The 22,565-nt window shown below is 49.7% G+C and carries 19 protein-coding genes; 9 read left to right on the top strand and 10 right to left on the bottom strand.

Annotated features, from left to right (window positions below):
- The first annotated feature begins 204 nt into the window (after nucleotides 1-204).
- From dinG to BZG80_RS06165, 6 genes are all read left to right on the top strand, one after another.
- Complete coding sequence (gene dinG, locus BZG80_RS06190) at nucleotides 205-2,277, top strand: ATP-dependent DNA helicase DinG (protein WP_077678965.1); 2,073 nt, start codon at nucleotides 205-207, stop codon at nucleotides 2,275-2,277.
- A 14-nt stretch (nucleotides 2,278-2,291) separates the two neighbouring features.
- Nucleotides 2,292-3,065 (top strand): sulfite exporter TauE/SafE family protein, encoded by a 774-nt coding sequence (locus BZG80_RS06185; RefSeq protein WP_077678964.1) that lies wholly within the window; start codon nucleotides 2,292-2,294, stop codon nucleotides 3,063-3,065.
- Between the two features lie 42 nt (nucleotides 3,066-3,107).
- Nucleotides 3,108-3,662, top strand: a complete 555-nt coding sequence (locus BZG80_RS06180) for a primosomal replication protein (protein WP_241827350.1) — start codon at nucleotides 3,108-3,110, stop codon at nucleotides 3,660-3,662.
- 55 nt (nucleotides 3,663-3,717) lie between these two features.
- The gene (locus BZG80_RS06175; protein ID WP_077678963.1) at nucleotides 3,718-4,644 is read left to right on the top strand and encodes a histone deacetylase family protein; all 927 of its coding nucleotides are present in this window, start codon (nucleotides 3,718-3,720) and stop codon (nucleotides 4,642-4,644) included.
- Nucleotides 4,641-4,817 carry a pleiotropic regulatory protein RsmS gene (gene rsmS / locus BZG80_RS06170; protein WP_077460144.1) on the top strand — a complete coding sequence of 59 codons (177 nt, stop codon included), beginning with the start codon at nucleotides 4,641-4,643 and terminating at the stop codon, nucleotides 4,815-4,817. Before BZG80_RS06175 ends, rsmS begins: the two co-directional genes overlap by 4 nt.
- Before the next feature lie 613 nt (nucleotides 4,818-5,430).
- Nucleotides 5,431-6,861 (top strand): alanine/glycine:cation symporter family protein, encoded by a 1,431-nt coding sequence (locus tag BZG80_RS06165; protein WP_077460143.1) that lies wholly within the window; start codon nucleotides 5,431-5,433, stop codon nucleotides 6,859-6,861.
- A gap of 77 nt (nucleotides 6,862-6,938) precedes the next feature.
- On the opposite strand, the gene BZG80_RS06160 is transcribed toward BZG80_RS06165, so the two are convergent.
- From BZG80_RS06160 to BZG80_RS06140, 5 genes are all read right to left on the bottom strand, one after another.
- Complete coding sequence (locus BZG80_RS06160; RefSeq protein WP_077678962.1) at nucleotides 6,939-7,142, bottom strand: hypothetical protein; 204 nt, start codon at nucleotides 7,140-7,142, stop codon at nucleotides 6,939-6,941.
- A gap of 104 nt (nucleotides 7,143-7,246) precedes the next feature.
- Nucleotides 7,247-7,978, bottom strand: coding sequence for a 3'-5' exonuclease (locus BZG80_RS06155; RefSeq protein ID WP_077575881.1), 732 nt, complete (start codon nucleotides 7,976-7,978; stop codon nucleotides 7,247-7,249).
- 9 nt (nucleotides 7,979-7,987) lie between these two features.
- The gene (locus BZG80_RS06150; RefSeq protein ID WP_021022499.1) at nucleotides 7,988-9,865 is read right to left on the bottom strand and encodes a DUF294 nucleotidyltransferase-like domain-containing protein; all 1,878 of its coding nucleotides are present in this window, start codon (nucleotides 9,863-9,865) and stop codon (nucleotides 7,988-7,990) included.
- A 161-nt stretch (nucleotides 9,866-10,026) separates the two neighbouring features.
- The gene (locus tag BZG80_RS06145) at nucleotides 10,027-11,643 is read right to left on the bottom strand and encodes a BCCT family transporter (RefSeq protein WP_236719489.1); all 1,617 of its coding nucleotides are present in this window, start codon (nucleotides 11,641-11,643) and stop codon (nucleotides 10,027-10,029) included.
- 354 nt (nucleotides 11,644-11,997) lie between these two features.
- Nucleotides 11,998-13,611, bottom strand: a complete 1,614-nt coding sequence (locus BZG80_RS06140; protein WP_198532296.1) for a BCCT family transporter — start codon at nucleotides 13,609-13,611, stop codon at nucleotides 11,998-12,000.
- 634 nt (nucleotides 13,612-14,245) lie between these two features.
- Here BZG80_RS06140 and BZG80_RS06135 point away from each other — a divergent pair.
- On the top strand, nucleotides 14,246-15,469 hold the full coding sequence (locus BZG80_RS06135; RefSeq protein ID WP_077460139.1) for a NupC/NupG family nucleoside CNT transporter: 1,224 nt from the start codon (nucleotides 14,246-14,248) through the stop codon (nucleotides 15,467-15,469).
- Between the two features lie 122 nt (nucleotides 15,470-15,591).
- Entirely contained in the window at nucleotides 15,592-16,263 is a 672-nt protein-coding gene (gene yjjG / locus BZG80_RS06130) for a pyrimidine 5'-nucleotidase (RefSeq protein WP_077678961.1), read from the top strand.
- A gap of 128 nt (nucleotides 16,264-16,391) precedes the next feature.
- Here the strand turns inward: yjjG and BZG80_RS06125 are convergent, their stop codons facing one another.
- The gene (locus BZG80_RS06125) at nucleotides 16,392-16,697 is read right to left on the bottom strand and encodes a hypothetical protein (RefSeq protein WP_021022504.1); all 306 of its coding nucleotides are present in this window, start codon (nucleotides 16,695-16,697) and stop codon (nucleotides 16,392-16,394) included.
- 443 nt (nucleotides 16,698-17,140) lie between these two features.
- Between BZG80_RS06125 and BZG80_RS06120 the strand changes: the two genes are divergently transcribed.
- Nucleotides 17,141-17,638, top strand: coding sequence for a fasciclin domain-containing protein (locus BZG80_RS06120; protein WP_077646773.1), 498 nt, complete (start codon nucleotides 17,141-17,143; stop codon nucleotides 17,636-17,638).
- Nucleotides 17,639-17,736: 98 nt separating this feature from the next.
- Here the strand turns inward: BZG80_RS06120 and choV are convergent, their stop codons facing one another.
- The 4 genes from choV to betA are packed head-to-tail and all read right to left on the bottom strand — an operon-like array spanning nucleotide 17,737 to nucleotide 22,550.
- Nucleotides 17,737-18,939: a choline ABC transporter ATP-binding protein gene (gene choV / locus BZG80_RS06115; protein WP_077460136.1), complete on the bottom strand. Its 1,203-nt coding sequence runs from the start codon at nucleotides 18,937-18,939 to the stop codon at nucleotides 17,737-17,739.
- Nucleotides 18,940-18,948: 9 nt separating this feature from the next.
- The gene (gene choW, locus BZG80_RS06110) at nucleotides 18,949-19,791 is read right to left on the bottom strand and encodes a choline ABC transporter permease subunit (RefSeq protein ID WP_021022506.1); all 843 of its coding nucleotides are present in this window, start codon (nucleotides 19,789-19,791) and stop codon (nucleotides 18,949-18,951) included.
- A gap of 54 nt (nucleotides 19,792-19,845) precedes the next feature.
- The gene (locus tag BZG80_RS06105; RefSeq protein WP_077575887.1) at nucleotides 19,846-20,805 is read right to left on the bottom strand and encodes a choline ABC transporter substrate-binding protein; all 960 of its coding nucleotides are present in this window, start codon (nucleotides 20,803-20,805) and stop codon (nucleotides 19,846-19,848) included.
- A 44-nt stretch (nucleotides 20,806-20,849) separates the two neighbouring features.
- A complete protein-coding gene (betA, locus tag BZG80_RS06100; RefSeq protein ID WP_077678960.1) occupies nucleotides 20,850-22,550 on the bottom strand; it encodes a choline dehydrogenase in 1,701 nt (566 codons plus the stop codon).
- Between the last annotated feature and the right edge of the window lie 15 nt (nucleotides 22,551-22,565).

The following is a 22,565-nucleotide window of genomic DNA, read 5'->3' as shown; positions in this document are numbered from 1 at the left end:
ATTCTTAGAATAAAAAACCAATCAATAGCTTAAATACGGATTTTTGTTAATCAAACGGCAGATCAGCAAGATAGCAGCGAATGGTTCAAATTAAATTCGTGACCAAGATCTCATATCTGTAAGGAAAACTTACATTTCGCGATCGTTTTCACGTTTTTTCCCCGTGTTATACTGGGGCTTATCCTTTACTACTCGGACCTGTTGATGCTCAGCCCTGCCGTAAAATCAGACATTCGCGCGTGCTACCAAACGCTACAAGACCAACTTCCTCACTTTATTCCGCGCAAAGCTCAGAACTATTTAGTGGCAGAGCTGGCCAAAACCTTGGCAGGTGATTATGACCCCAAGCGTCGGCTGCTGGTGGCCGAGGCCGGCACTGGGGTGGGCAAATCAATGGCGTATTTGATGGGCGCGATTCCGTTTGCGCTTAACAACAATAAAAAAGTGGTGGTATCGACCGCAACCGTGGCGTTGCAAGAGCAGCTCGCCGATAAAGATATCCCGTTTTTTCATCGTATCTGCCCCAAGCCGTTTGATTTTATCTTGGCCAAGGGGCGGCAACGTTATTGCTGTGCACATAAGCTAAGCGCGGTGGCGGACACAGAAAGTATTCAAGGGGCGCTATTCACCCAAAAACCTAAGCGCAGCGAGCAATTGCTGCTGAATGATCTTTACGTTGCCCTGAGTCGAGGAAAATGGGATGGTGACCGCGACAGCTGGCCCAAACCGATTGCCGATCACCTATGGCAAGCGATCGCCTCTGACAAACACACCTGCCATGCTGGCCTGCCCGCTCACCGTGGTTGTCCCTTTGCCAAAGCGCGCGAGGCGATGGATAAAGCGGATGTGGTGGTGGTTAATCACAGCTTGCTGCTCGCCGATCTCGAACTCGGCGGCGGGGTGATCTTGCCCGAGCCAGAGCAGTGCCTGTATATGATTGACGAGGCGCACCACCTTCCCACGGTGGCGCGCGATTTTTCTGCCGCCAGTGCCAGTTTGCTTGGCGTGGTGGGCTGGTTAGAAAAGCTCAATCAAGCCGCCACTAAACTCGGGAACACTGCGGATATCAAACGTGCACACCGCTTTGTTGATAGCTTACTCGAGGCAATACAAACCCTGATCCCCGGGTTACGCGAGGCAAAAAATATGCTCAGCCAGCTGTCGCTCAACGACGACGGTTGTTATCGCTTTGCCGATGGTGAACTGCCCGAAGCCCTGATTGCGCCCAGCGAACAACTAAAAACCGCGAGCAAAAAAGCCCATCAGGCATTGGGAAAGATCCATGATTTGATCAATGAGCGTCTGAAAGAAAATGACATTTCTGCCAAACTGGCTGATCCCGCGCTCGCCGAAACCGCGTTTTTCCTCCAACGGTTAGAAAATTTAGAAAAAGTCTGGACCTTAATGGCCCAACCGAATGCCGATAAAGGCGCACCGCTTGCCCGTTGGGTGAAAGCCTGCCGTGAGCGCGAGGGGGATCTTTGGGTGCATGTCTCTCCCTTAGAAGTAGGCTGGCGTCTGGATCAAATGCTCTGGTCTCGCGCCGCCGGGGTTGGACTGTTTTCTGCGACCTTGCGCGCCCTGAATCGCTTTAGCTATTTTTGCCGCCAAGTCGGACTCAGTGAAAGCGACGGTTCGCGTTATTTAGCCTTACCCTCGCCATTTGATTACGCCAATAAAGCGCGCTTGGTGATCCCAACCATGCCTTGTGAGCCGCAAGCCAGTGCCTTTACGGCGGCGCTGAGCGAGAAAATTCTTGAGCACTTAGAGGGCGAGCGAGCGTCCTTGGTATTGTTCGCCTCTTATTGGCAGATGAAACAAGTCACCCAAGCCATTGAGCAAACGGTCACACAACGCGGCTGGCAACTGCTCTGTCAAGGCACACAATCACGCACGGCGCTATTAAAGGCCCATCAGCAAGCAGTCAGTGCGGACAAAACCAGTATAATTTTTGGCACCGGCAGTTTTTCCGAAGGCTTAGATTTGCCCGGTAACTTATTGACTAATCTCATTATTACGAAAATTCCCTTTGCGGTCCCCACTTCTCCAGTGGAAGAAGCTCACGCGGAGTATATTGAACGCTGCGGTGGCAATCCGTTTTTACAAATCGCGGTCCCAGAAGCGAGTAAAAAGCTGGTGCAATCAGTCGGTCGTCTACTGCGCAAAGAGGAAGACTCTGGTAAGGTAGTGCTTCTTGACCGGCGCATTATCACCCGCAGATATGGCCAATCTTTACTCGACTCGCTGCCGCCATTCAAACGCGTGATCGAACCTTAAATTAACGAGTGACTATGCTTGAATTGATTGATCTTTCGACCTTAGTGATCCTAGGGCTGACTGCTTTTGTCGCCGGCTTTATCGATGCCGTCGCCGGCGGTGGCGGCATGCTGACTGTTCCAGCCCTATTATCACTGGGTTTGCCGCCCCATGTGGCGTTAGGTACCAACAAACTGGCCGCGACCTTTGCCTCCAGCACCGCCGCCTTTACCTATTATAAAAAACGTCTTTTTTCGCCTTTATTTTGGCAACACGCGTTTTGGGGCACCTTGATTGGCGCAACCGCAGGGACTTTACTGGTTGATGTGTTAAGCACTGAATGGTTAGAAAAGGCGATCCCCGTGGTGGTGCTTGTGGCAGCGATTTACACCGTTTGGCATCCCCACCCTAAGGGAGATAACAACCAGCTCCCCGCGCACTGCCCCAAGCTACCGATGAAGCAATGGAGCCAAGGCCTGTCGTTGGGCTTTTATGATGGCGTTGCCGGTCCGGGTACGGGCGCGTTTTGGACGGTGTCTACCATGTCGCTCTATCGGATGAATATTTTGCTCTCTTCCGGATTGGCGAAAGCGATGAACTTCACCAGTAATATTACCTCATTGGTGGCGTTTGCGCTTTTGGGCCATGTGAACTGGGCACTCGGGCTGACCATGGGCGTATGCTTGATGCTGGGGGCATTTATTGGCGCCCACTCCGCGATTCGTTTTGGCAGTCAGTTTATTCGACCTATTTTTGTGACCGCGGTGGTGATTTTAGCCGGTAAACTGGCCGTTGATGCTTGGTTTTAATCGCCGTTATCGTCGCCGCTGTGCGTGACTGAGAGACCCATAATGAAAGCGCAAATCGATGCAATGTCCCAACACCTTGAGCAACTGGCCAATCAAGCCGCAGAGGTCGACCGACGCCGTGGCGAAGCCCGCGCGCCTTTATTCGCGACAACGCTTTTTCATTGCAAAGGCAAATTGCTCACACCCTGTGTGAACGAAGCCCAAGGATTGCTGGCAGTGATGCAGCGCGATCACCAACAAGGGGCGCTGACCGATGCACGTGCGACCCATATTTGCGACACCTTGTTATCGCAAATCACCGCGCTACAACGTGAACTGGCGACACAGCCGTTACGTAAGCAAGAGCAAGCCAAACGCGGGCCACGACGCCAGGCGATTGGTGAGCTTTATCAAGACTTAGCCAAGCACCAAGATTGGGAGCGTCGACTGGCCGATAAACTCCGAGACGCCAATGCCAGCGTCGAGATGGCATCAACCCCCGCGGTGCGTCAGCAGTACCAAAAACAAGTGCTTGCCTTAGAACAACGCCTAGCACGCTGCACCAAGGCGCGAGAGCGTATCGAAACCACGATCAGTTACCGAGAAAAAAAATCGTGATTCACGTTCAGTTCATACCAAGCATCAAACCCGAGCGCTCAATCAGGAGAGATACGTGCTGCCATTGATTTATCATCCGGTGTACTCGGACTTTCCCCTTCCCGACGGCCACCGCTACCCTTTGCAAAAATACCGATTGTTGTTTGAGCGGTTACAACGCCTGGCGTTACCAGTTGAGTTTCATCAACCGACCCCGGCCACTCGGAAAGTGATTGATGCCGTTCATGATCCCGCGTATGTCAGTCAGTTGCTGGCAGGGGATCTCCCCTTAGTCAAAATGCGTCGGATTGGTTTTCCATGGAGCGACGCATTGATCGCACGCAGTTTAACCTCGCTCGGCGGCACCACACTGACGGTCGATCACGCTCTGGATTCAGGCCTTGCTATTCATCTCACCGGCGGCTATCACCATGCGCACTACGACTTCGGCAGCGGCTTTTGTTTATTTAATGATTTGATGCTTGCCGCCCGCCATGCGCTCACCCAGCCAGGCATTGATAAGGTGATGATTGTCGATTGTGATGTACATCATGGCGATGGCACCGCCGCCTTGGCCGCCGACCACCCCGATATTGTGACGTTTTCTGTCCATTGCGAGAAAAATTTTCCCTCACGCAAACCGCCCTCCGATTTGGACTTGCCCCTGCCAACAGGCACAGGCGATCAGGACTATCTCAGCGCTTTTTTGCCCTTGTTAGATCTCGCCCTCGCACAATACCGCCCTGATATGGTGATTTATGATGCGGGGGTCGATGTCCACCAAGCCGATGCGCTTGGCTATTTGGCGTTATCGACCGAGGGCATTTATCAACGCGATAGCGGGGTACTCTCACGCTGTGCCAAGCATGATATTCCGGTCGCCGCGGTGATTGGTGGCGGATACCATGACTCGCACACCAGTTTGGTGCCGTTGCACGAACAACTCATTCAAGCGGCCCTTATTCACTTTGCTGATTTTGCATCCAGCCCGGAGGTATCATGACTAACCCGCACGCGTCGACACCAAGCGCCTTAGAAAACGCTCCTGATGACGTCAAACTCGCTGTCGATCTTATTTACTTGCTCGAAAACCATGCCATTGATCCAGATACCGCTTTATCTGCGATTGAGATGGTGAGACGCGATCTGCTGGCGAAAAAAAACTCACCTCCCTAATCAATTAGGCATGCGGCCGCTACTTTTTCTGACAAAAACGGTTGGCGTTTCCGAATGGCTTGCATGCTTACCACTCGATTTTGCTGATATTACGTGCTGTCGATCACATTTTGTTCAGTCTTAACAATGTGAATAAATAGTCATTATTTACGCTATATTATTTAACTCCTTGAACCTGGACTGCTTTAACATCAAGCAATTAGCCTGCAAAGCATTACATTTTGGTTACAGTTTTTAGTGCTGTTATTAACACATGCAACCGATTAAAAAACCAACACTTCGCTAATCATATAGTGTTTTGTCTCACAAATATCGGTATTATCCGGCGTGCTCCAATTAGTGTACCGGTGCGTTGAAACATCGGCATGGCTAATCAAAGCGCACTCTGGCAACAGCCGAGCATGGATTCAAAATGCTGTTGCAGACTCAACGTCCACTCGTCATATCAGGCCTTGATGCATGACTTTCTCGAGTGACGCGTTGCTCACCTGCATGGATGGCAGCGATCTCACAAGGACAGTGGTTGTCGACCCTCGCATTCGGTAATCATCGGGTTATGGCCCGAGCAACAACCGTGCAAGGCGTCTCCCAACAGACAAAACAGAGTTTAATGATGGAACTACTTAAAAATCTATTTGTGTCCGTAGTCGATACAGGTAACGGCCTCCTTTGGGGCAGCGTACTGATTTATCTTTTGATTGGCTTAGGCTTGTACTTCACGGTGCGATCAGGCTTCATTCAATTCCGTAACTTTGGCCACATGTTTAAACTGATGGCAGACAGCCGTAATGGCGCATCAGGCGGGATCTCGTCGTTCCAAGCATTCAGTACCAGTCTTGCCGCGCGTGTCGGCACCGGGAATATGGCAGGTGTCGCGGTGGCGCTGTATCTTGGTGGCCCGGGTGCTATTTTCTGGATGTGGCTAACCGCCCTGGTGGGTATGGCGACCAGCTTTGTCGAATCCACTCTCGCGCAAGCGTACAAAGTGAACCACAACGACAAAACCTACCGTGGAGGCCCGGCTTACTACATCGAAAAAGGCTTGGGTCAACGTTGGCTTGGGATTGCATTTGCCATTTGCTTGATTATCGCCTTTGGTTTGGCTTTTAACGGGGTGCAATCGAATTCCATTGCCGCAGCCATGGACACCGCGTTTGGCTTTAATGATCTCGCTGTCGGTATTGGTCTGGCGTTGGTCACCGCACCGGTTATTTTTGGCGGCATGCGCTCAGTCGCACGCGTTGCAGAGCTGATTGTCCCCTTTATGGCACTGGCTTATTTATTGGTTGCTTTGGTCGTGGTCGCCATGAACATCGAACAGCTTCCCGCCGTGATTACAACCATTGTCAAAAGCGCATTAGGCTTGGAGCAGGCTGCAGGCGGTGCCATGGGCTATGCGATCGCGCAAGCAATGATGCAAGGGATTAAACGCGGCTTGTTCTCAAACGAAGCCGGTATGGGTTCAGCCCCTAATGCTGCGGCAACGGCGACTACCAAGCCGAATCATCCTGCCGCGCAGGGCTACGTCCAGATGCTGGGTGTCTTCGTCGATACCATTGTCATTTGTACCGCGACCGCATCGATTATCTTGATCTCGGGCATGCTTGAGCCTGAGAGCGGCCTGACAGGTATTGCACTGACGCAAGAAGCCTTGGTCAGCCAAGTCGGTGATTGGGGCGCTGCCTTTATCGCCATCGCGATTCTGCTGTTTGCCTTTACCTCGATCATCGCCAATTATTCGTATGGCGAGTCTAACATCGAATATATCTTTAAGTGTCGTAAAGCCATCTTGTTGTATCGTATTGCGGTGCTCGCAATGGTGCTGATGGGCGCGGTGATGGATCTGCCACTGATTTGGAGCTTTGCTGACTTATCAATGGGGATGATGGCCGTGATTAACTTGGTCGCGATTGCGCTGCTGTCTGGCGTCGCGTTCGCCTTGATGAAAGACTACGAAGACCAGCGTCGTGCGGGTAAAAACCCGACTTTTGATCGTACCAAATTCCCGAAACTGGATAAGCAAATCGATAAAGACGTTTGGTAATGCCAAGCCGATAGAACAAAAAAACCACCGATGATTCGGTGGTTTTTTTATTGGGCTCACTTTTTAAGGCGATGAACTTACACGCTCAACCAATACCCGATTAATAGCGTAAAAACCAGACACGCGCCGGCGTAAAAAACCAACTCAATCTTACGCGCTGTCATGTCTTCTGCTTCTTCCGGTTTGAGCGTCAATCCCCAATAGGCAAAGCCAACCGACGATGATAACAACAGCACCCCGAGACCGAATGCCAGCCCCTCTACTACGTGGATCAATGTCATTTGTGTTCCTCTTACTTTCCGTCACTGGCTTGTAGCACGCAAATTATACGCCTTGTCGACGAATACGGAAACCACACGAGAAACGTTCATTGTGTCTTTGTTTATTATCGCCATAACTCACTAATGGGTGTATCAGGCGAGAAGTCGTGTGCAATTTGTGCCTGTAGCAGCTCAGCAGTGGCGATTGCATCGGTAAGCGCATGGTGGCTTTGATAAAATGGCAACTGATAGCGCTGCCGACTGTCAGCCAAGCGAATCGATTCCGGCGGCCGACGGGCTATCCAGTCAGCGAAGCTACGCTTGCCGGTGCGATGCTTCCAGGCTTCTAATTCCATGGTATCGACCATGGGGAAAATAATGCCCTCGCCTAGCCGCTCTTTTATCGCACGATCCAAAAACTCGCGTTCAATCCGGCGATAATGCACCACCACCACTGAACCCGCCAGCGCACTGAGTAATGGCTCAATCACATGGGAAAAATCCGGTGCATTGACAATGTCGGAGTGCGTGATGCCGTGAATGACAATCGACGATTCGGCAAGTGGTCGGTTGGGGTTCACAATCCAATGCTGGGCCTGTTGGCAGCGAATACGATTGAGAGTAAAAGGCACTAAGCCAATACTGACAATCGCATCTTGCTGGCTATCGAGCCCCGTTGTTTCAAAATCAAGCGCCACAAACGGCACTTGCGAAACGGGCGTGTCGGGTGACACCCATCCTTGCTGATAAAAGGCCTGCAAGGTTTCGTGCTGCACGGTCTCGCGTTTCGTGTCTAGCATCGCACGCCAGTCTACCTGGTCTGCATCCTCTTTTTTCCTAAGATTAAAGTGGAACATATCCTTCCTTTACGACCGATTGGGCTGATAGCGGAATTTCAAAAATTTCTGTGCATTACTTAAAATCTGAAAGGCGTCTTTTAAATTACGGCGCTCAAAGTCAGATAAGTTCTCCGGCTCAATATTGTTATCAGGTTCACGATCCGCTTCTATATCTAATGCTTGGTGACGGATCCTGACCATCGAAATAAACTCCATCGCATCGCGCAGATCGGGACCGCGGCCTTTGGGTAAGATCCCTGCTTCGATAATATCGTCTAAACGCTCAAACGAGTTTTGCGAGCGCGAATCGGTCGCCAATGCATGAACACGTATCAAGTCGGCTAAGGGCGCGGTACCACGCCGCTTTAAGTTAATCGAATTATTGTGGCGACCGTCTTGCTCCATGACAAAATCTTTAAAAAAGCCTAATGGTGGAGTGCGGTTCAAGGCGTTACGCGCCATGGACGCCAAAAAGCGATTATTGCGACGGGCGCGACGACCCACGAAAGCTTTAAGTTGCTCGGCCCAGTTCGTTCGACCATGCACCCCATCCAAGTCGAAGAAAATATTACTGTCGAGCAGTGAACGCGGGCTAGGATTATCTATCCAATCGGCAAAGCATTGCTCCCATTGTTTCAGCGTTTTACGCCACTCGGGGTTGGTCGCCATGATATTACCGGTGCAGTAGGTATAACCACATGCGTTTAGGCCATCAGAGACGCGCTTAGACAGGGCTTCAAAATACGCATTGTGTTGGCCATGATCGTAGTTGTCATCAAGGATAATTGCGTTGTCTTGGTCGGTGACAATCAGCTGCTCATCACGCGCCATAGAGCCCATCGCCAAAAAGCAATACGGCACAGGCGGCTCACCCAACTCTTCTTCGGCAAGCTCTAAAAGACGCTGCTTAAAACTGCGTCCAATCACCGACAGTGCCGAGCCAATCATATGCGAGTTGGCATCTTCATTGACCATGCGTACAAAGCAATCTTTGACCTGCTTAGATAAGATCACCAAATCCTCGACCGACTGCTGACGGAAGATACTCGCCACCAAGAACAAGCTGTTTTGCGACTCGTAGCGTGCAATATCAGACAAGGCAACCACACCAATCGGCTTGCCGTGTTGTAGCACCGGCACATGGTGCAAGTTGGAGCGCAGAATGGTCAGCATGGCCTCAAAAATATACGCATTATGATCCAAGGTAATCAACTGTGGCGACATGATCTCCTGAACCGGCGTTTCATAAGGCAAACCTTCTGCTAACACCCGGTTACGCAAGTCTCGATCGGTAATAATCCCCAGTACCGGTTTGAGCCCTGTTTCTGGATTGGGCTCATCACCCATGACCAAAATCGATGAGACGGTTTCTTGCGACATCACTTGCGCGGCATATTGCACGGAGTCAGTACTGGCAATCATCACCGGGTCGCGAATAATCAGTTTCTTCACTTTGGAGGTGGTGAGATCATTGGCTTCATTGTGGCTTGATACCGCTTGGCGCAAGCGTGTTCTATCTTCCACCTCGACAAAATCGGCAAAATGCTCAAAATCATCAAACAAGCGATTAAACGTGGCTTCCGGAATAAAATAGATCAAAGTGTCTTCAATCGCTTTCGCTGGCATCCGCACACGATTGTTCATCAATAGACCCATTTGGCCAAAAATGTCGCCCTCGGATATGCGGTTATACAGGGTGCCATTACGGCGAAACAGCTCGACAGCGCCGCTACGCATGATCGCCAAGTCGTGAATTTCATCACCGTAAGCAAAAATATCGGTGCCTGCACGGAAATAACTGATCTCAATGCTGGTTGCCACTTCTGCGACCACCTCTTCGGGCATTGAATCAAATGGGGCGTACTGTGCAAGAAATGTTGCAATCTCGATTTGTTCAGCTTCCATAGCGCTCACCTAAACGTGCGATAATATCGTGGTAGGACACAGTGAATCAGAATGTCCGTTGGCGGTGACACAGTGTGCCGTATCACTTGCCATAAAAAAAGGCAGCCTCGAAAGCCTGCCTTTTCTATCTTAGCTAACTATCAAGCAGTTAGCACACTTCTTTATTTTGCACGCGGCTCAGAAGCAAGGCCTTTAAACAAGGAGAGCGTCGCCACCAGCAAGACCACCGCGAACGGGAAGCCCGTCGAGACCGCCATTGCCTGCAACGCAACAAGCCCGCCGCCGAGGATCAGTGCGATCGCGACCAGGCCTTCGAAGGTTGCCCAGAAAACGCGCTGCGATACCGGTACGTCCATTTTCCCGCCTGCCGAAATGGTATCTAGCACCAAAGAGCCGGAGTCAGACGAGGTAACAAAGAAGACAATGACCAAGATAATACCGATAAACGAGGTGATCTCTGCTAACGGCAACCCTTCTAGCATGGCAAACAAAGTCAGCGACAACTCTGCGTCAACCACTGCGGTATACCCTTCATTGACAAACTGGTTAATCGCAGTGCCACCAAATGAAGTCATCCACAATACGCTTGCGGCGGATGGGATCAGCAGCACACAGGTAATAAACTCGCGAACGGTTCGCCCACGTGAGACGCGGGCAATAAACATACCCACAAATGGAGACCAAGAAATCCACCATGCCCAATAGAACGCGGTCCAACCTTGGGTAAAGTTGGCATCCTCTCGGCCAAATGGCATAGCCAGCGCCGGCAGGTTCTGTAAATACGCCCCGAGGTTACCAAAGAAGCCGGTCAGAATCGCTAACGTTGGCCCGACGATAATCACGAAAAGGAGAAGTAAGAACGCCAGGCCTAGGTTGATCTCAGATAAACGCTTTACTCCTTTATCCACACCCGCTACGACCGAAAAGATCGCCAACGCAGTAATGCCGATCACCAGCAAGACTTCAGTGGTGGCCCCCAATGGTGTATCAAACAAATAATGCAAACCACCGGATGCTTGTGATGCACCAATGCCAAGCGAAGTAGCGAGACCAAAGAGCGTCGCGACAATAGCTAAGATATCAATCAAGTGACCGGTCCAGCCCCAAATACGCTCACCAAACAACGGATAAAATACCGACCGAATGGTCAAAGGAAGCCCTTTGTTATAAGCAAACAATGCCAAACCGAGTGCTAATACGGCATAAATCGCCCAAGGGTGTAAGCCCCAGTGAAAAATGGTTGCCGACATCCCCAGTCGACGCGCGGCTTCGGTATCACCGGCAGCAGCCCCCAAAGGCGCCCAGTCGGTACGTAGACCATCAGTACCCGTTGCGGTCCCTTGTAACGCCGTTTGGAAATGGGTTAGTGGCTCAGAGACACCATAAAACATCAAACCAATGCCCATACCGGCGGCAAAAAGCATCGCGAACCAGCCAGCATAGCCGTAATCCGGTTTGGCCTCAGTGCCCCCCAGCCGTACCTTGCCTAGTGGTGAGACAATTAGCACCAAACAAGCGATGACAAAGACATTACCGGTTAAAAGAAAGAACCAGTCGAGATTTGCGGTTAACCAAGCACGCATCTGCTCAAAAATCGGGGCCATTTGGTTTTGGAAAGCCAACGTCACAAACACAAAGGCCATAATTACCAAACCCGCGACCATAAATACGCGGTTATGAATATCAAAGCCAAACGGGCCAAACTTGAGGGCAACGTTGTCCTGACCGACCTGATAATCGGTGTCGATCGGGTTCACCTTCCCGTCTGGTGTCATCATATCTTCATGGCTTTTATCGCTCACACGTAAACTCCTTACTCCGTCTACTCGGCAACCTGTCATTATTGCTAAACGCTGCCTGGACAACACTCGATATCGAGGTAAACGTCAGCACGCAAAAAGAAGCAATGACAGAAAAGTCAGCAAGAATATCACACAAGATGAATAGGTGAATAAAGGGCTGGCGAGCTTGGTCAATATTTAACCACTTCATAACGCTCCGTCTCGAGAGACGAACATTAGCGGCAAAGGGAGGCTGAAAAAAGAGGGCAATAAAACAGCGCTAACAAAAAAGAGGCAACGCATGGTGCGCTGCCTCTTTCATCATTGACTAGATTAACGATGTTTCGCTAACTAGCCTCGCGGCTCTGACATCAAGCCTTTAAACAAGGAGACCGTCGCGACCAACAGCACAATCGTGAATGGGAAACCGGTTGATACCGCCATCGCTTGCAGGGCAACCAAGCCACCGCCAAGGATCAGCGCAACAGCAACCAAGCCCTCGAAAGACGCCCAGAAAACACGCTGTGGTACAGGCACATTCACTTTACCGCCCGCTGAAATGGTATCAATAACCAATGAGCCCGAGTCAGACGAGGTCACAAAGAATACCATAACCAGGATAATCCCGATAAACGAGGTGATTGATGCCAACGGCAAGTCATCCAACATCGCAAACAGCTTGAGTGAAAGCTCCGCATCAGCAACAGCGGTATAGCCTTCATTAACGAACTGACCAATCGCCGTGCCACCAAAGGCGGTCATCCAAAGCACACAGGCCGCTGAAGGGATGATAAGCACACAGGTGATAAATTCACGCACAGTACGACCGCGTGAAACACGCGCAATAAACATACCCACAAATGGGGACCAAGAAATCCACCATGCCCAATAGAAGGAAGTCCAGCCTTGGGTAAAGTTCGCATCTTCACGGCCAAATGGCATAGACAGCGCAGGCAGATTTTGTAGATATGCCCCTAGGTTTCCAAAGAAGCCGGTTAAGATGGCAATCGTTGGACCCACGGCAATCACAAAGATTAGCAGCAACAGTGCCAAAATCATGTTGATTTCAGACAGGCGTTTGACCCCTTTGTCTACCCCTGCAACAACCGAAAGGATCGCCGCGCCCGTAATACCCATCACCAGCATGACTTCGGTGGTATTACCCAGGGGCGTGTCAAACAGATAATGCAGACCGGCGGATGCTTGTGATGCCCCCAAGCCTAGCGAGGTGGCAAGACCAAACAAGGTCGCAATGATCGCGAGAATGTCAATCACGTGCCCTGTCCAACCCCAAACACGTTCACCGAACAGTGGGTAGAACACAGAACGCATGGTCAAAGGCAAGCCTTTGTTATACGCAAACAGTGCCAAGCCTAGAGCCAATACCGCGTAAATCGCCCATGGGTGTAAACCCCAGTGGAAAATAGTCGCAGACATACCTAGGCGACGGGCAGCTTCAGTATCCCCGGCTGCCGCCCCCAAAGGCGCCCAGTCAGTGCGAAGGCCGTCAGCACCGGTTGCCGTTCCACCTAACGCGGTTTGGAAGTGCGTCAATGGTTCAGACACGCCATAGAACATCAAGCCAATGCCCATACCGGCCGCAAAAAGCATCGCGAACCAGCCCGCATAGCCGTAATCCGGTTTGGCCTCAGTACCACCCAATCGAACTTTACCCAGTGGTGACACAACCAGCACTAGACAAGCAACAACAAAAATATTACCTGCAGAAAGGAAGAACCAGTCTAGATTTGAGGTTAGCCATCCACGCAAATCCCCAAAAACAGGACCGATTTGGTTTTGAAATGCCAAGGTGACAAAAATGAAGGCCAAAATCGACAGCCCGGAAATCATAAATACTCGGTTATGAATATCAAAACCAAACGGGCCGAGTTTCAGCGCTACGTTATCCTGACCGACCTGATAGTCAGTATCGATCGGGTTAACCTTCCCGTCTGGTGTCATCATATCTTCATGGCTTTTATCGCTCACGAGTTAACTCCTTAGTCCGTTTATTCGGAAGCCTGTGAGTGTTGGTAGCGAGCTCATTATTTATTGATGTTTAAGCCATCTTTAACATCAATAAAAGATCAGTCATCACCACACAGTCGGCTACATTAACACATCTCGAAAATTTTTTAATTAGGGGCCTAACCAAATGTTCATTTTGTGACCACCTACTAAGAAAAAATCAGCCCGAATCCCGCGTCCTTACTCGCTCAGCGAGTTATTTGAACTCTTTATTTCAGAACTATAAATAATCGTGTCGCTAAGGAAATAGCACTATCCTTGGCCTATTCGAATCATAGCCGGGTTTTATTCTAGATGCCCATGAAAAATAGACACAGTCACCATCAACACTTTTGATGCAACGCAATCTTCACTCACAATGCTGATAGGAAGAACCCGTCTCGACACCTTTTATAACCAAGATGTCACGCATCATTTACGAGCTACAACACACCTTTTATCAATATAGACACAAGTGCAATTAAATGAACACAAAGAGGACAAAAAGTGACTCTTGTCACATTATTAAAATCGCGTACAATACCGCCGCAATCGTTTTCCATCCTAAGTTTAACGTTTGCGGAGCAACATCATGCAGTTTGGCATTGGCCTTTTGGGGATTAGTGTCCTCTTCCTTATCGCGGTTGTCTTTTCGGAAAATCGCTCCGCGATTAATTGGCGCACAGTGGGAGGTGCGTTCCTAATACAAATCGTCTTTGCTGGCTTTATCATCTCTGTTCCGCTTGGTCAGCGTATTCTAGCTAACGCATCAGAAGCCGTGTCGGCGATTATTAGTTTTGGCGATATTGGCGCTGAATTTCTGTTTGGTGATCTGGCTAAGTTTAAACTTGGTTTTATTTTCGCTTTTAATGTACTTCCCACCATCGTTTTTTTCTCTGCACTGATCGCTGTGCTTTACCACATTGGGGTCATGACTTGGATCATTCGCCTCATTGGTGGCTTATTGCGCCGCGTACTTGGCACTTCTCGCACTGAGTCCATGTCTGCCACGGCCAATATCTTTGTTGGCTCCGTTGAAGCGCCGTTGGTTGTAAAACCTTTTCTTTCTACCATGACTCGCTCCGAGCTGTTTGCTGTTATGGTAGGCGGGCTCGCCTCAGTCGCCGGCGGCACCATGGTGGGTTACGCAGGCTTGGGGGTAGAGATGAAATACCTGATCGCGGCTGCGTTTATGTCGGCACCTGCTGGGTTAATGATGGCCAAAATAATGGTACCGCAGACCGAATCCCCCATGAATCATGCTCAACACCAAGCGCTCGAAGACGATCAAGATAAACCAGTGAATGTGATTGATGCTGGCACGCAAGGCGCCTTGAGTGGCTTACAAATTGCGATGGCCGTGGGGGCCAGCTTACTCGCCGTGATCAGTATGATTGCGCTGATTAATGGTGGGTTAGGGAAACTGGGGCCTATTTTAAACTTGCCGCAACTAAGCCTTGAGTGGCTATTCGGCTACCTATTTGCACCAGTGGCTTGGCTGATTGGCATTCCCTGGCAAGAGGCGATGACAGCAGGCACCTTGATTGGTAAGAAAATTGCTGTGAATGAATTTGTGGCGTTTGCGGATTTTATGAACCTAAAAGAAGCGCTCTCTCCCCATAGCCAAGCCATTGTTACGTTTGCGTTATGTGGCTTTGCCAACCTCACCTCAATAGCAATGTTAATGGGTGGCTTGGGCGGCATTGTCCCAGAGCGCCGCGGTGATATCGCCAAATTAGGCATGCGCGCCATTCTTGCCGCAACCTTAGCCAACCTCATGAGTGCCACCTTGGCAGGGCTATACCTCTCCCTTTAATAGCAACATTACTTTGTGTTTTCGTTATTTATCACCATGGACGGTGAGTCGCTTGTGGAGGCTCGCTAGCAAACCTCTGGGTCTGTTACACTCTTTCACTTTACATTAAGAGAGTTAAATCGATGCGATATCCTTGGGTGCTTTTTGATGCGGATGAAACCCTGTTTCACTTCGATGCGTTTGCGGGACTACAACGTATGTTTTCGCGCTACAATGTCAATTTTGACCATCACGCGTTTGCGGAATACTCAGAGCTAAACAAGCCTTTGTGGGTACAATATCAAGATGGTGAAATTGATGCTCATACGCTACAAACCGAGCGTTTTACGCGTTGGGGAGAGCGTCTTAACGTGGCGCCTGCAACATTGAACCAGGGTTTTTTAGATGCAATGTCTGAGATTTGCGAACCATTGCCAGGCGCGCGCGATCTTATTAGTGCGATCAAGCCACATGCACATATTGGTATCATTACTAACGGATTTACCGCTCTCCAAGATATCCGCCTGGAAAGAACCGGGTTGAAGTCTGCGATTTCAACCTTAGTGATATCCGAGCAAGTGGGCATCGCCAAGCCGGACCCTCGGATCTTTGAACATGCCTTTGAAAAAATGGGAAATCCCCCCAAGGACAAAATCTTAATGGTTGGAGATAATCCACATTCTGATGTGCTGGGTGGCATGCGTGCAGGGATTGATACATGCTGGCTTAATAGCGATAACACACCGTCACCAGCAGGCATTACGCCAACCCATCAAGTCGAGTCACTTTTTGATCTAAAAGCATGGTTGATCTGAAAACGTGGTTGCTCTAAAAACGTGGTTGTGGTTAACCGAAAGGCATAAAAAAAGAGAGCGTAATGCTCTCTTTTTTATGCTCAATGACTCGTGGACAAGATTTGTCCACGATGGCTCACGAACAATGCTTAGCTATGGTCGCCACGTACAAAGGCTGCTTTTTCAGCGTGCTGGCCTTGATCTGTGTTAGCGACATAGTTGACTGAACGGCTGTTCTGGTTTTGTGCATGAATAAATACACGACCAGACTCGTCAGTGACTTTCGCATCCAGACCGGATTCGCTGGTCACTTTCGCACCTTCAACCGCTTGGCCTTGCTCGGTAACGGTTACCCAAGCGCCGCCTTCAGCTGGGGTGACATCGAGGTTTAAACCACCAGCCATTACAGAGGTTGAAGCGAGCGTCAGGGCGAAAATTGCTGCAAGTTTTTTCATGGTTATTTCCTCTTTCGTATCGGGTTGACTGCTATTAAACGCCAATAACGCGGATGCTTTGTCACCTCACTGTCTCTATTTTGAAAAATGGCTATTTTTTTGAAAATGCTATTTTTCGCAGAAACTTGCTCACAAAGCATACTCCCTAGAATCGACAGTATGTTCGCGTTATTGCGTTGGAACGAGCACGAGATTACGCCGATAAAAGTGTGCGGACAATCACAATTATGCGAATGAGTTGTTCGAAAAATTTCACGTGAATATCAAGGTAATCAGGCGTAAAAGAAGGAATCGTGGCCAGGAATATTTTTGCCGCTGTGATCGGCTTCATCTCTCTCTTCGTTTTCTACAAGGCAGTCAATTAATCATTCCCAGGAAGTCACCAAGCGTTTGCAATGTTGCATCGCCGTCATGGTGGGGAGTAAAAAATGAGAGGGAGAACAATGATGTTAAAACACACAATGACCAAATTTGCAGTCACTGCCACGTTCCTCGCAAGCATGGGCTCCGCGGTCGCTGCTCACCACAAGGGTGATCATGATATTGTTGATACTGCGATGAAAAATGATGACTTTTCAACGTTGGTCGCAGCAGTAAAAGCCGCTGATCTGGTTGATACATTGAAAGGTGATGGCCCATTTACAGTGTTTGCGCCGACCAATGCGGCCTTTGATAAGCTCCCAGATGGCACCGTAGAAACACTGCTGAAGCCAGAGAATAAAGACAAACTAACCGATATCCTCACTTACCATGTTGTCCCCGGTAAGGTCACAGCCGAGCAAGTTATGGGTATGTCATCAGCAACCACGGTGCAAGGTAGCGATGTGATGATCAAAGTCTCTTACGGTGATGTGAAAGTGGACAACGCGACTGTGGTGAAACCCGATGTCATGGCGTCCAACGGCGTGATTCACGTGATTGATACCGTGATCATGCCGTAGTATTTATTCGGTTATCAACAAACTTCGCAATGATCAGAAAAGGCCTGCTCTCGAGCAGGCCTTTTGTATGGCTAGACATGGGGCTGACTCGTGGTGAGTTATGCCGCTTGGTCTGTGTCTTTTTTCTGAAATTTACCCAATAAAGCATGATAGAAGTCATGATCAGACAAGGTACCGAGAAATTCACCATTTTCTACCAGCAATACAGGCGTATTGGTATTATAGCGAATTTCAATCGCGTCACGCATCTCAATATCGGGTGAGGCCACAACAATGGTGTTATCGCCAACTTGTGAGAAATCGAGCGTGTCTTTGTCCCACTCAACCACACGCAATGGTTGATCGCCTGCGGTTGCAGAGAAAGTGCCATCTTGCTCAGCCGTGACCCAGATTTCACGTCGATCACAGATTTTCCAACGATTCTCAACGCGCGTTAAGTTATCAGCCGTTTTCATCATTGAGCGTCCTTTTAAGACATTCAATGGGTTAGTATGAGCCACAAAGTCACGGACGTAGTCAGTTTCTGGACGTAATACAATGTCTTCCGGCTTGCCATGCTGAATCAATTGGCCCGATTCCATAATCGCAATGTTGTTACCAATCTTTAACGCTTCATCCAAGTCGTGACTGACGAACAGAATGGTTTTATTGAGTTTTTTCTGTATTTCTAACAGCTCATCTTGCAACTGGGCTCGGATCAGTGGGTCAAGCGCAGAGAAAGGCTCATCCATCAGCAATATATCGCTGTCCATGGCAAAGGCCCTTGCTAAACCAACACGCTGCTGCATACCACCAGACAGTTCATGAGGATATTGGTTAGCCCACTCATCTAGACCAACGAGCTCCAATTTCTCAAGCGCTTGCTTGCGGCGCTCTTTTTTGCTGATCCCCTTCATTTCCAAGCCAAACGCCACATTGTCGACAACCGTCATCCAAGGCATCAAGGCAAATTTTTGGAACACCATAGAAGCACGACTGGTGCGCAAGTGACGCAATGTCTGCGAATCAACAGTCGCCATATCGACCATTTGATCGCCGTCGCGGACTTCGAGGCTACCACGACTAATAGGGTTTAAGCCGTTAACTGCACGGAGTAAGCTCGATTTACCTGAGCCTGAAAGGCCCATGAGCACACAGATTTCGCCTTCTTTAACATTGAGCGATACATTATCGACACCGACAACTTGTCCAGTTTGTTCAATAATTTCTGACCGAGAAAGGCCTTTATCCAACAGATCAAGTGCTGGCTGTACGTTATCGCCAAACACGACATCTAAATTTTTAATTGCGATTGCGTCCATGGTTACCTCTTATTCGTTGCCTTGGTTGGGTGCTTTACACAAGCGGTCAAGAATGATGGCGACCAATACAATCGCAAGACCCGCTTCAAACCCTTGAGAAATGTTCACTGTATTCAGTGCACGGACAACCGGTTTACCCAGGCCATCAGCCCCCACCAGCGCAGCAATAACCACCATCGACAGCGACAACATAATACACTGAGTCACACCTGTCATAATGCTTGGCAATGCCGCCGGCAATTCCACTTTAAACAACAATTTCATACGAGTGGCACCAAATGCACGTCCCGCCTCGACCAATTCTTCAGGCACCCGCGTGATCCCTAGATACGTCAGGCGGATTGGCGATGCGATAGCAAAGATAATGGTCGAAATAAGGCCCGGAACAATCCCTAAACCAAACAACACCAGCGTTGGGATGAGATACACAAACGGTGGTACAGTTTGCATTAAATCGAGCAATGGCCGCATAAAGGTGTATACCAAAGGCCGGTGCGCCGCCATTATCCCCAGCGGTATGCCAATTAATACGGAAATCGTTGTCGCGGCAAAAACCAGAACAAAGGTTTCCAGCATCTCTTGCCAGTAGCCCAGGTTGAGGATCAACAAGAGCGCACTCACAACAAAGATCACGATAGAAATTCGACGTTGCAGGTACCAAGCAAGAGCCGCGGTCATAAGAATCGGACCAGCTGCTGGCATCCATTTAAAAATATCGACCAATAGTGTGATGCTAGTATCTAACCCAATTGAAATCGCATCAAAAAAACCGGCGGCATTCATGGTCAACCAATCAACACCGCTTTCCATCCATTGACCGAGTGGGATCTTGTTATCTGTAATAATATTCACAATAAAACCTTAGGGGCGGCGTTAACACCGCCCTCTCCTTCTACACTTTTATAGTTACGCTTCAGTCTTTTTTAGGTATTCAGTGACCGCTTCAACAGCGTCTTTACCATCAACTGTGGTGACACCGTCTAGCCACTTGTTCAACACACTTGGGTTGTTGCGTAGCCATTCACGTGCAGCCATTTGTGGCTTCTCACCGTCGTTGAGGATTTTGCCCATCATTTCGTTTTCCATCTTGAGACTAAACTCAAGATTCTCGAGCATTTGACCCACGTTTGCGCACTGCTCGACATAGCCGCTACGTACGTTGGTATGAACCGTGGCACCACCATAGTTCGGGCCGAAGTACTCATCGGCACCAGATAGATATTTCATATCAAAATTGCTGTTCATTGGGTGCGGGGCCCAGCCGAGGAAGGCAACCCATTTGTCACGACGAACGGCACGTGAGACTTGCGAAATCATGCCCGCTTCACTGGACTCGATTAGGCGGAAATCACCCAGATCAAAGTCGTTGGTGTCGATCATTTTTTGAATTTGCGTGTTGCCATCGTTACCGGGTTCAATGCCATAAATGCGTGAATCAAATTTGTCAGCATATTCCGCGATATCTGCAACACTAGTCACACCGGCATCGTACACATATTTAGGCACAGCTAAGGTGTATTTTGCCCCCGTTAGGTTAGCGCGAACGCTATCGACAGTGCCGTTATCAATGTACTTCTTAATATCGCCTGTCTGTGTTGGCATCCAGTTACCGAGGAATACGTCGATGTCGCCCGACGCCAGTGATGAGAAGGTCACAGGCAGTGACAGTAAATCTGTCTCTGTGGTGTAACCCATGCCTTTAAGCACTTCCGTGGTGATAGCCGTCGTTGAAGTGACGTCTGTCCAACCGATATCCGAGAAACGCACGGTTTCACACTGATTCGCTGCAGCGCCGAACGCCATCATTGAGCTCAAGCCAACGGCAGTCATCAGCGTTTTGGTGGTTTTACGTTTATTCATTGACATATTAGTTTCCTTGTAATGCTTACTAATTAGTTTCTAGTGTGTGCTCACCCTTGGGTGGCATCGTCACTCTGCGCGTTTTGATTGCGTTGCTTGTCTTGCCACTCACCCGCAATCCATACTGGCACCTGCTCGGCAGGTAAGAGTGGCTTCTCAAGGATCATGTCAGCGGCGCGCTCCGCTACCATGATGGTTGGGGCATTCAGGTTGCCATTAGGAATCGTCGGGAAGACAGAGGAGTCCACCACGCGCAACCCTTGAATTCCACGCACACGGCATTGCTCATCGAGTACCGCCATTGCGTCGTCTTCGGCGCCCATTTTGCAAGTACACGATGGGTGATAAGCACTTTCCACATTCTCTTTCACCCAACGATCGATCGCTTCATCCGACTCAACATCCTTACCCGGCTGGATCTCATCACCACGGAATGCGTTCATCGCGTTTTGATCCATAATTTCGCGGGTTAAACGAATAGTGTCGCGCCAATCTTGGCGGTCTTGCTCAGTCGTAATGTAATTAAATAAAATTGCCGGCTTAGCATGCGGATCGGCAGACTGAATCCGAACATGGCCGCGACTTTCTGGTTTATTAGGGCCGACATGCACCTGGAAGCCATGGCCATCAAATGCCGCTTTACCGTCATAGCGCATAGCAGCAGGCAAAAAGTGATACTGCACGTTTGGCCACTTCAGTCCTTCGCGTGAGCGAATAAAGGCGCAAGATTCAAAATGGTTGGTCGCGCCCAAGCCTTTACGGGTCAGGATCCACTCGGTACCAATCATGCCTTTGCTAATAAGGCCCAGTTTGCTGTTCAGCGTGATGGGTTGCTTACAATGGAACTGAAAATACACCTCGAGGTGGTCTTGCAAATTTTCACCGACGCCCGGCAGCTCGTGCTGAACATCAACACCTGCACTTTCAAGCACGTCACGCGCACCAATACCGGATAGCTGTAAAAGCTGAGGCGACCCAACAGAGCCGGCACTGGAGATCACTTCTTTATCCGCCATCACATGCTCGATGTTGCCGCCTTTTTCAAATTCCACACCGACAGCACGCTTGCCTTCTAGCAAGATACGGCGCGTCACCACGCCTTTTTTCAAGGTGAGGTTGCTACGCTTCAAGGCACGGCGCAGATAGGCGTTTGATGTTGAGGCACGCACACCTTTATCGACGGTCATGTGCATTGGGCCAAAGCCTTCTTGCTGATAACCGTTGTAATCTTTGGTTTCTGGATACCCAGCTTCCACCCCTGCATCAATAAAAGCTTGATACAATGGGTTTAATTTCATGTCGTTACCGTTGCAAGTGCCGACAGGACCGTTACCACCACGATAGGTATCTGCCCCGCCTGACCAACTTTCAGCACGCTTAAAGTACGGCAAGCAGCTAGCGTAATCCCAGCCATTGGCACCGTGCTCAACCCACTCTTCATAGTCGCAAGCGTGACCACGGACATACACCATGCCATTAATCGATGAGCTGCCACCGAGCACTTTACCGCGGGGGCAATGAAGTTCACGTCCATCAAGGCCTGGCTCTGGCAATGTCTCGAACTGCCAGGCATAGCGCTTGGTGTTCATAGGAATCGACAAAGCCGTCGGCATTTGAATAAAAATACTCTTATCGGTACCGCCCGCTTCAAGCAGTAGCACTTGATGTTGGCCAGATTCGGTCAGCCGATCGGCCAATGCGCAGCCGGCCGAACCCGCGCCGACGATAATATAATCGTAGCGTTGTGACATATTGGTCGCTCCGTT

It is taken from the genome of Salinivibrio sp. MA440, assembly GCF_001996265.1.
Taxonomy (GTDB): Bacteria; Pseudomonadota; Gammaproteobacteria; order Enterobacterales; family Vibrionaceae; genus Salinivibrio; species Salinivibrio costicola.
Note: the sequence above shows the minus strand (reverse complement) of the source record. Positions and strands in the feature narration are given on the sequence as shown.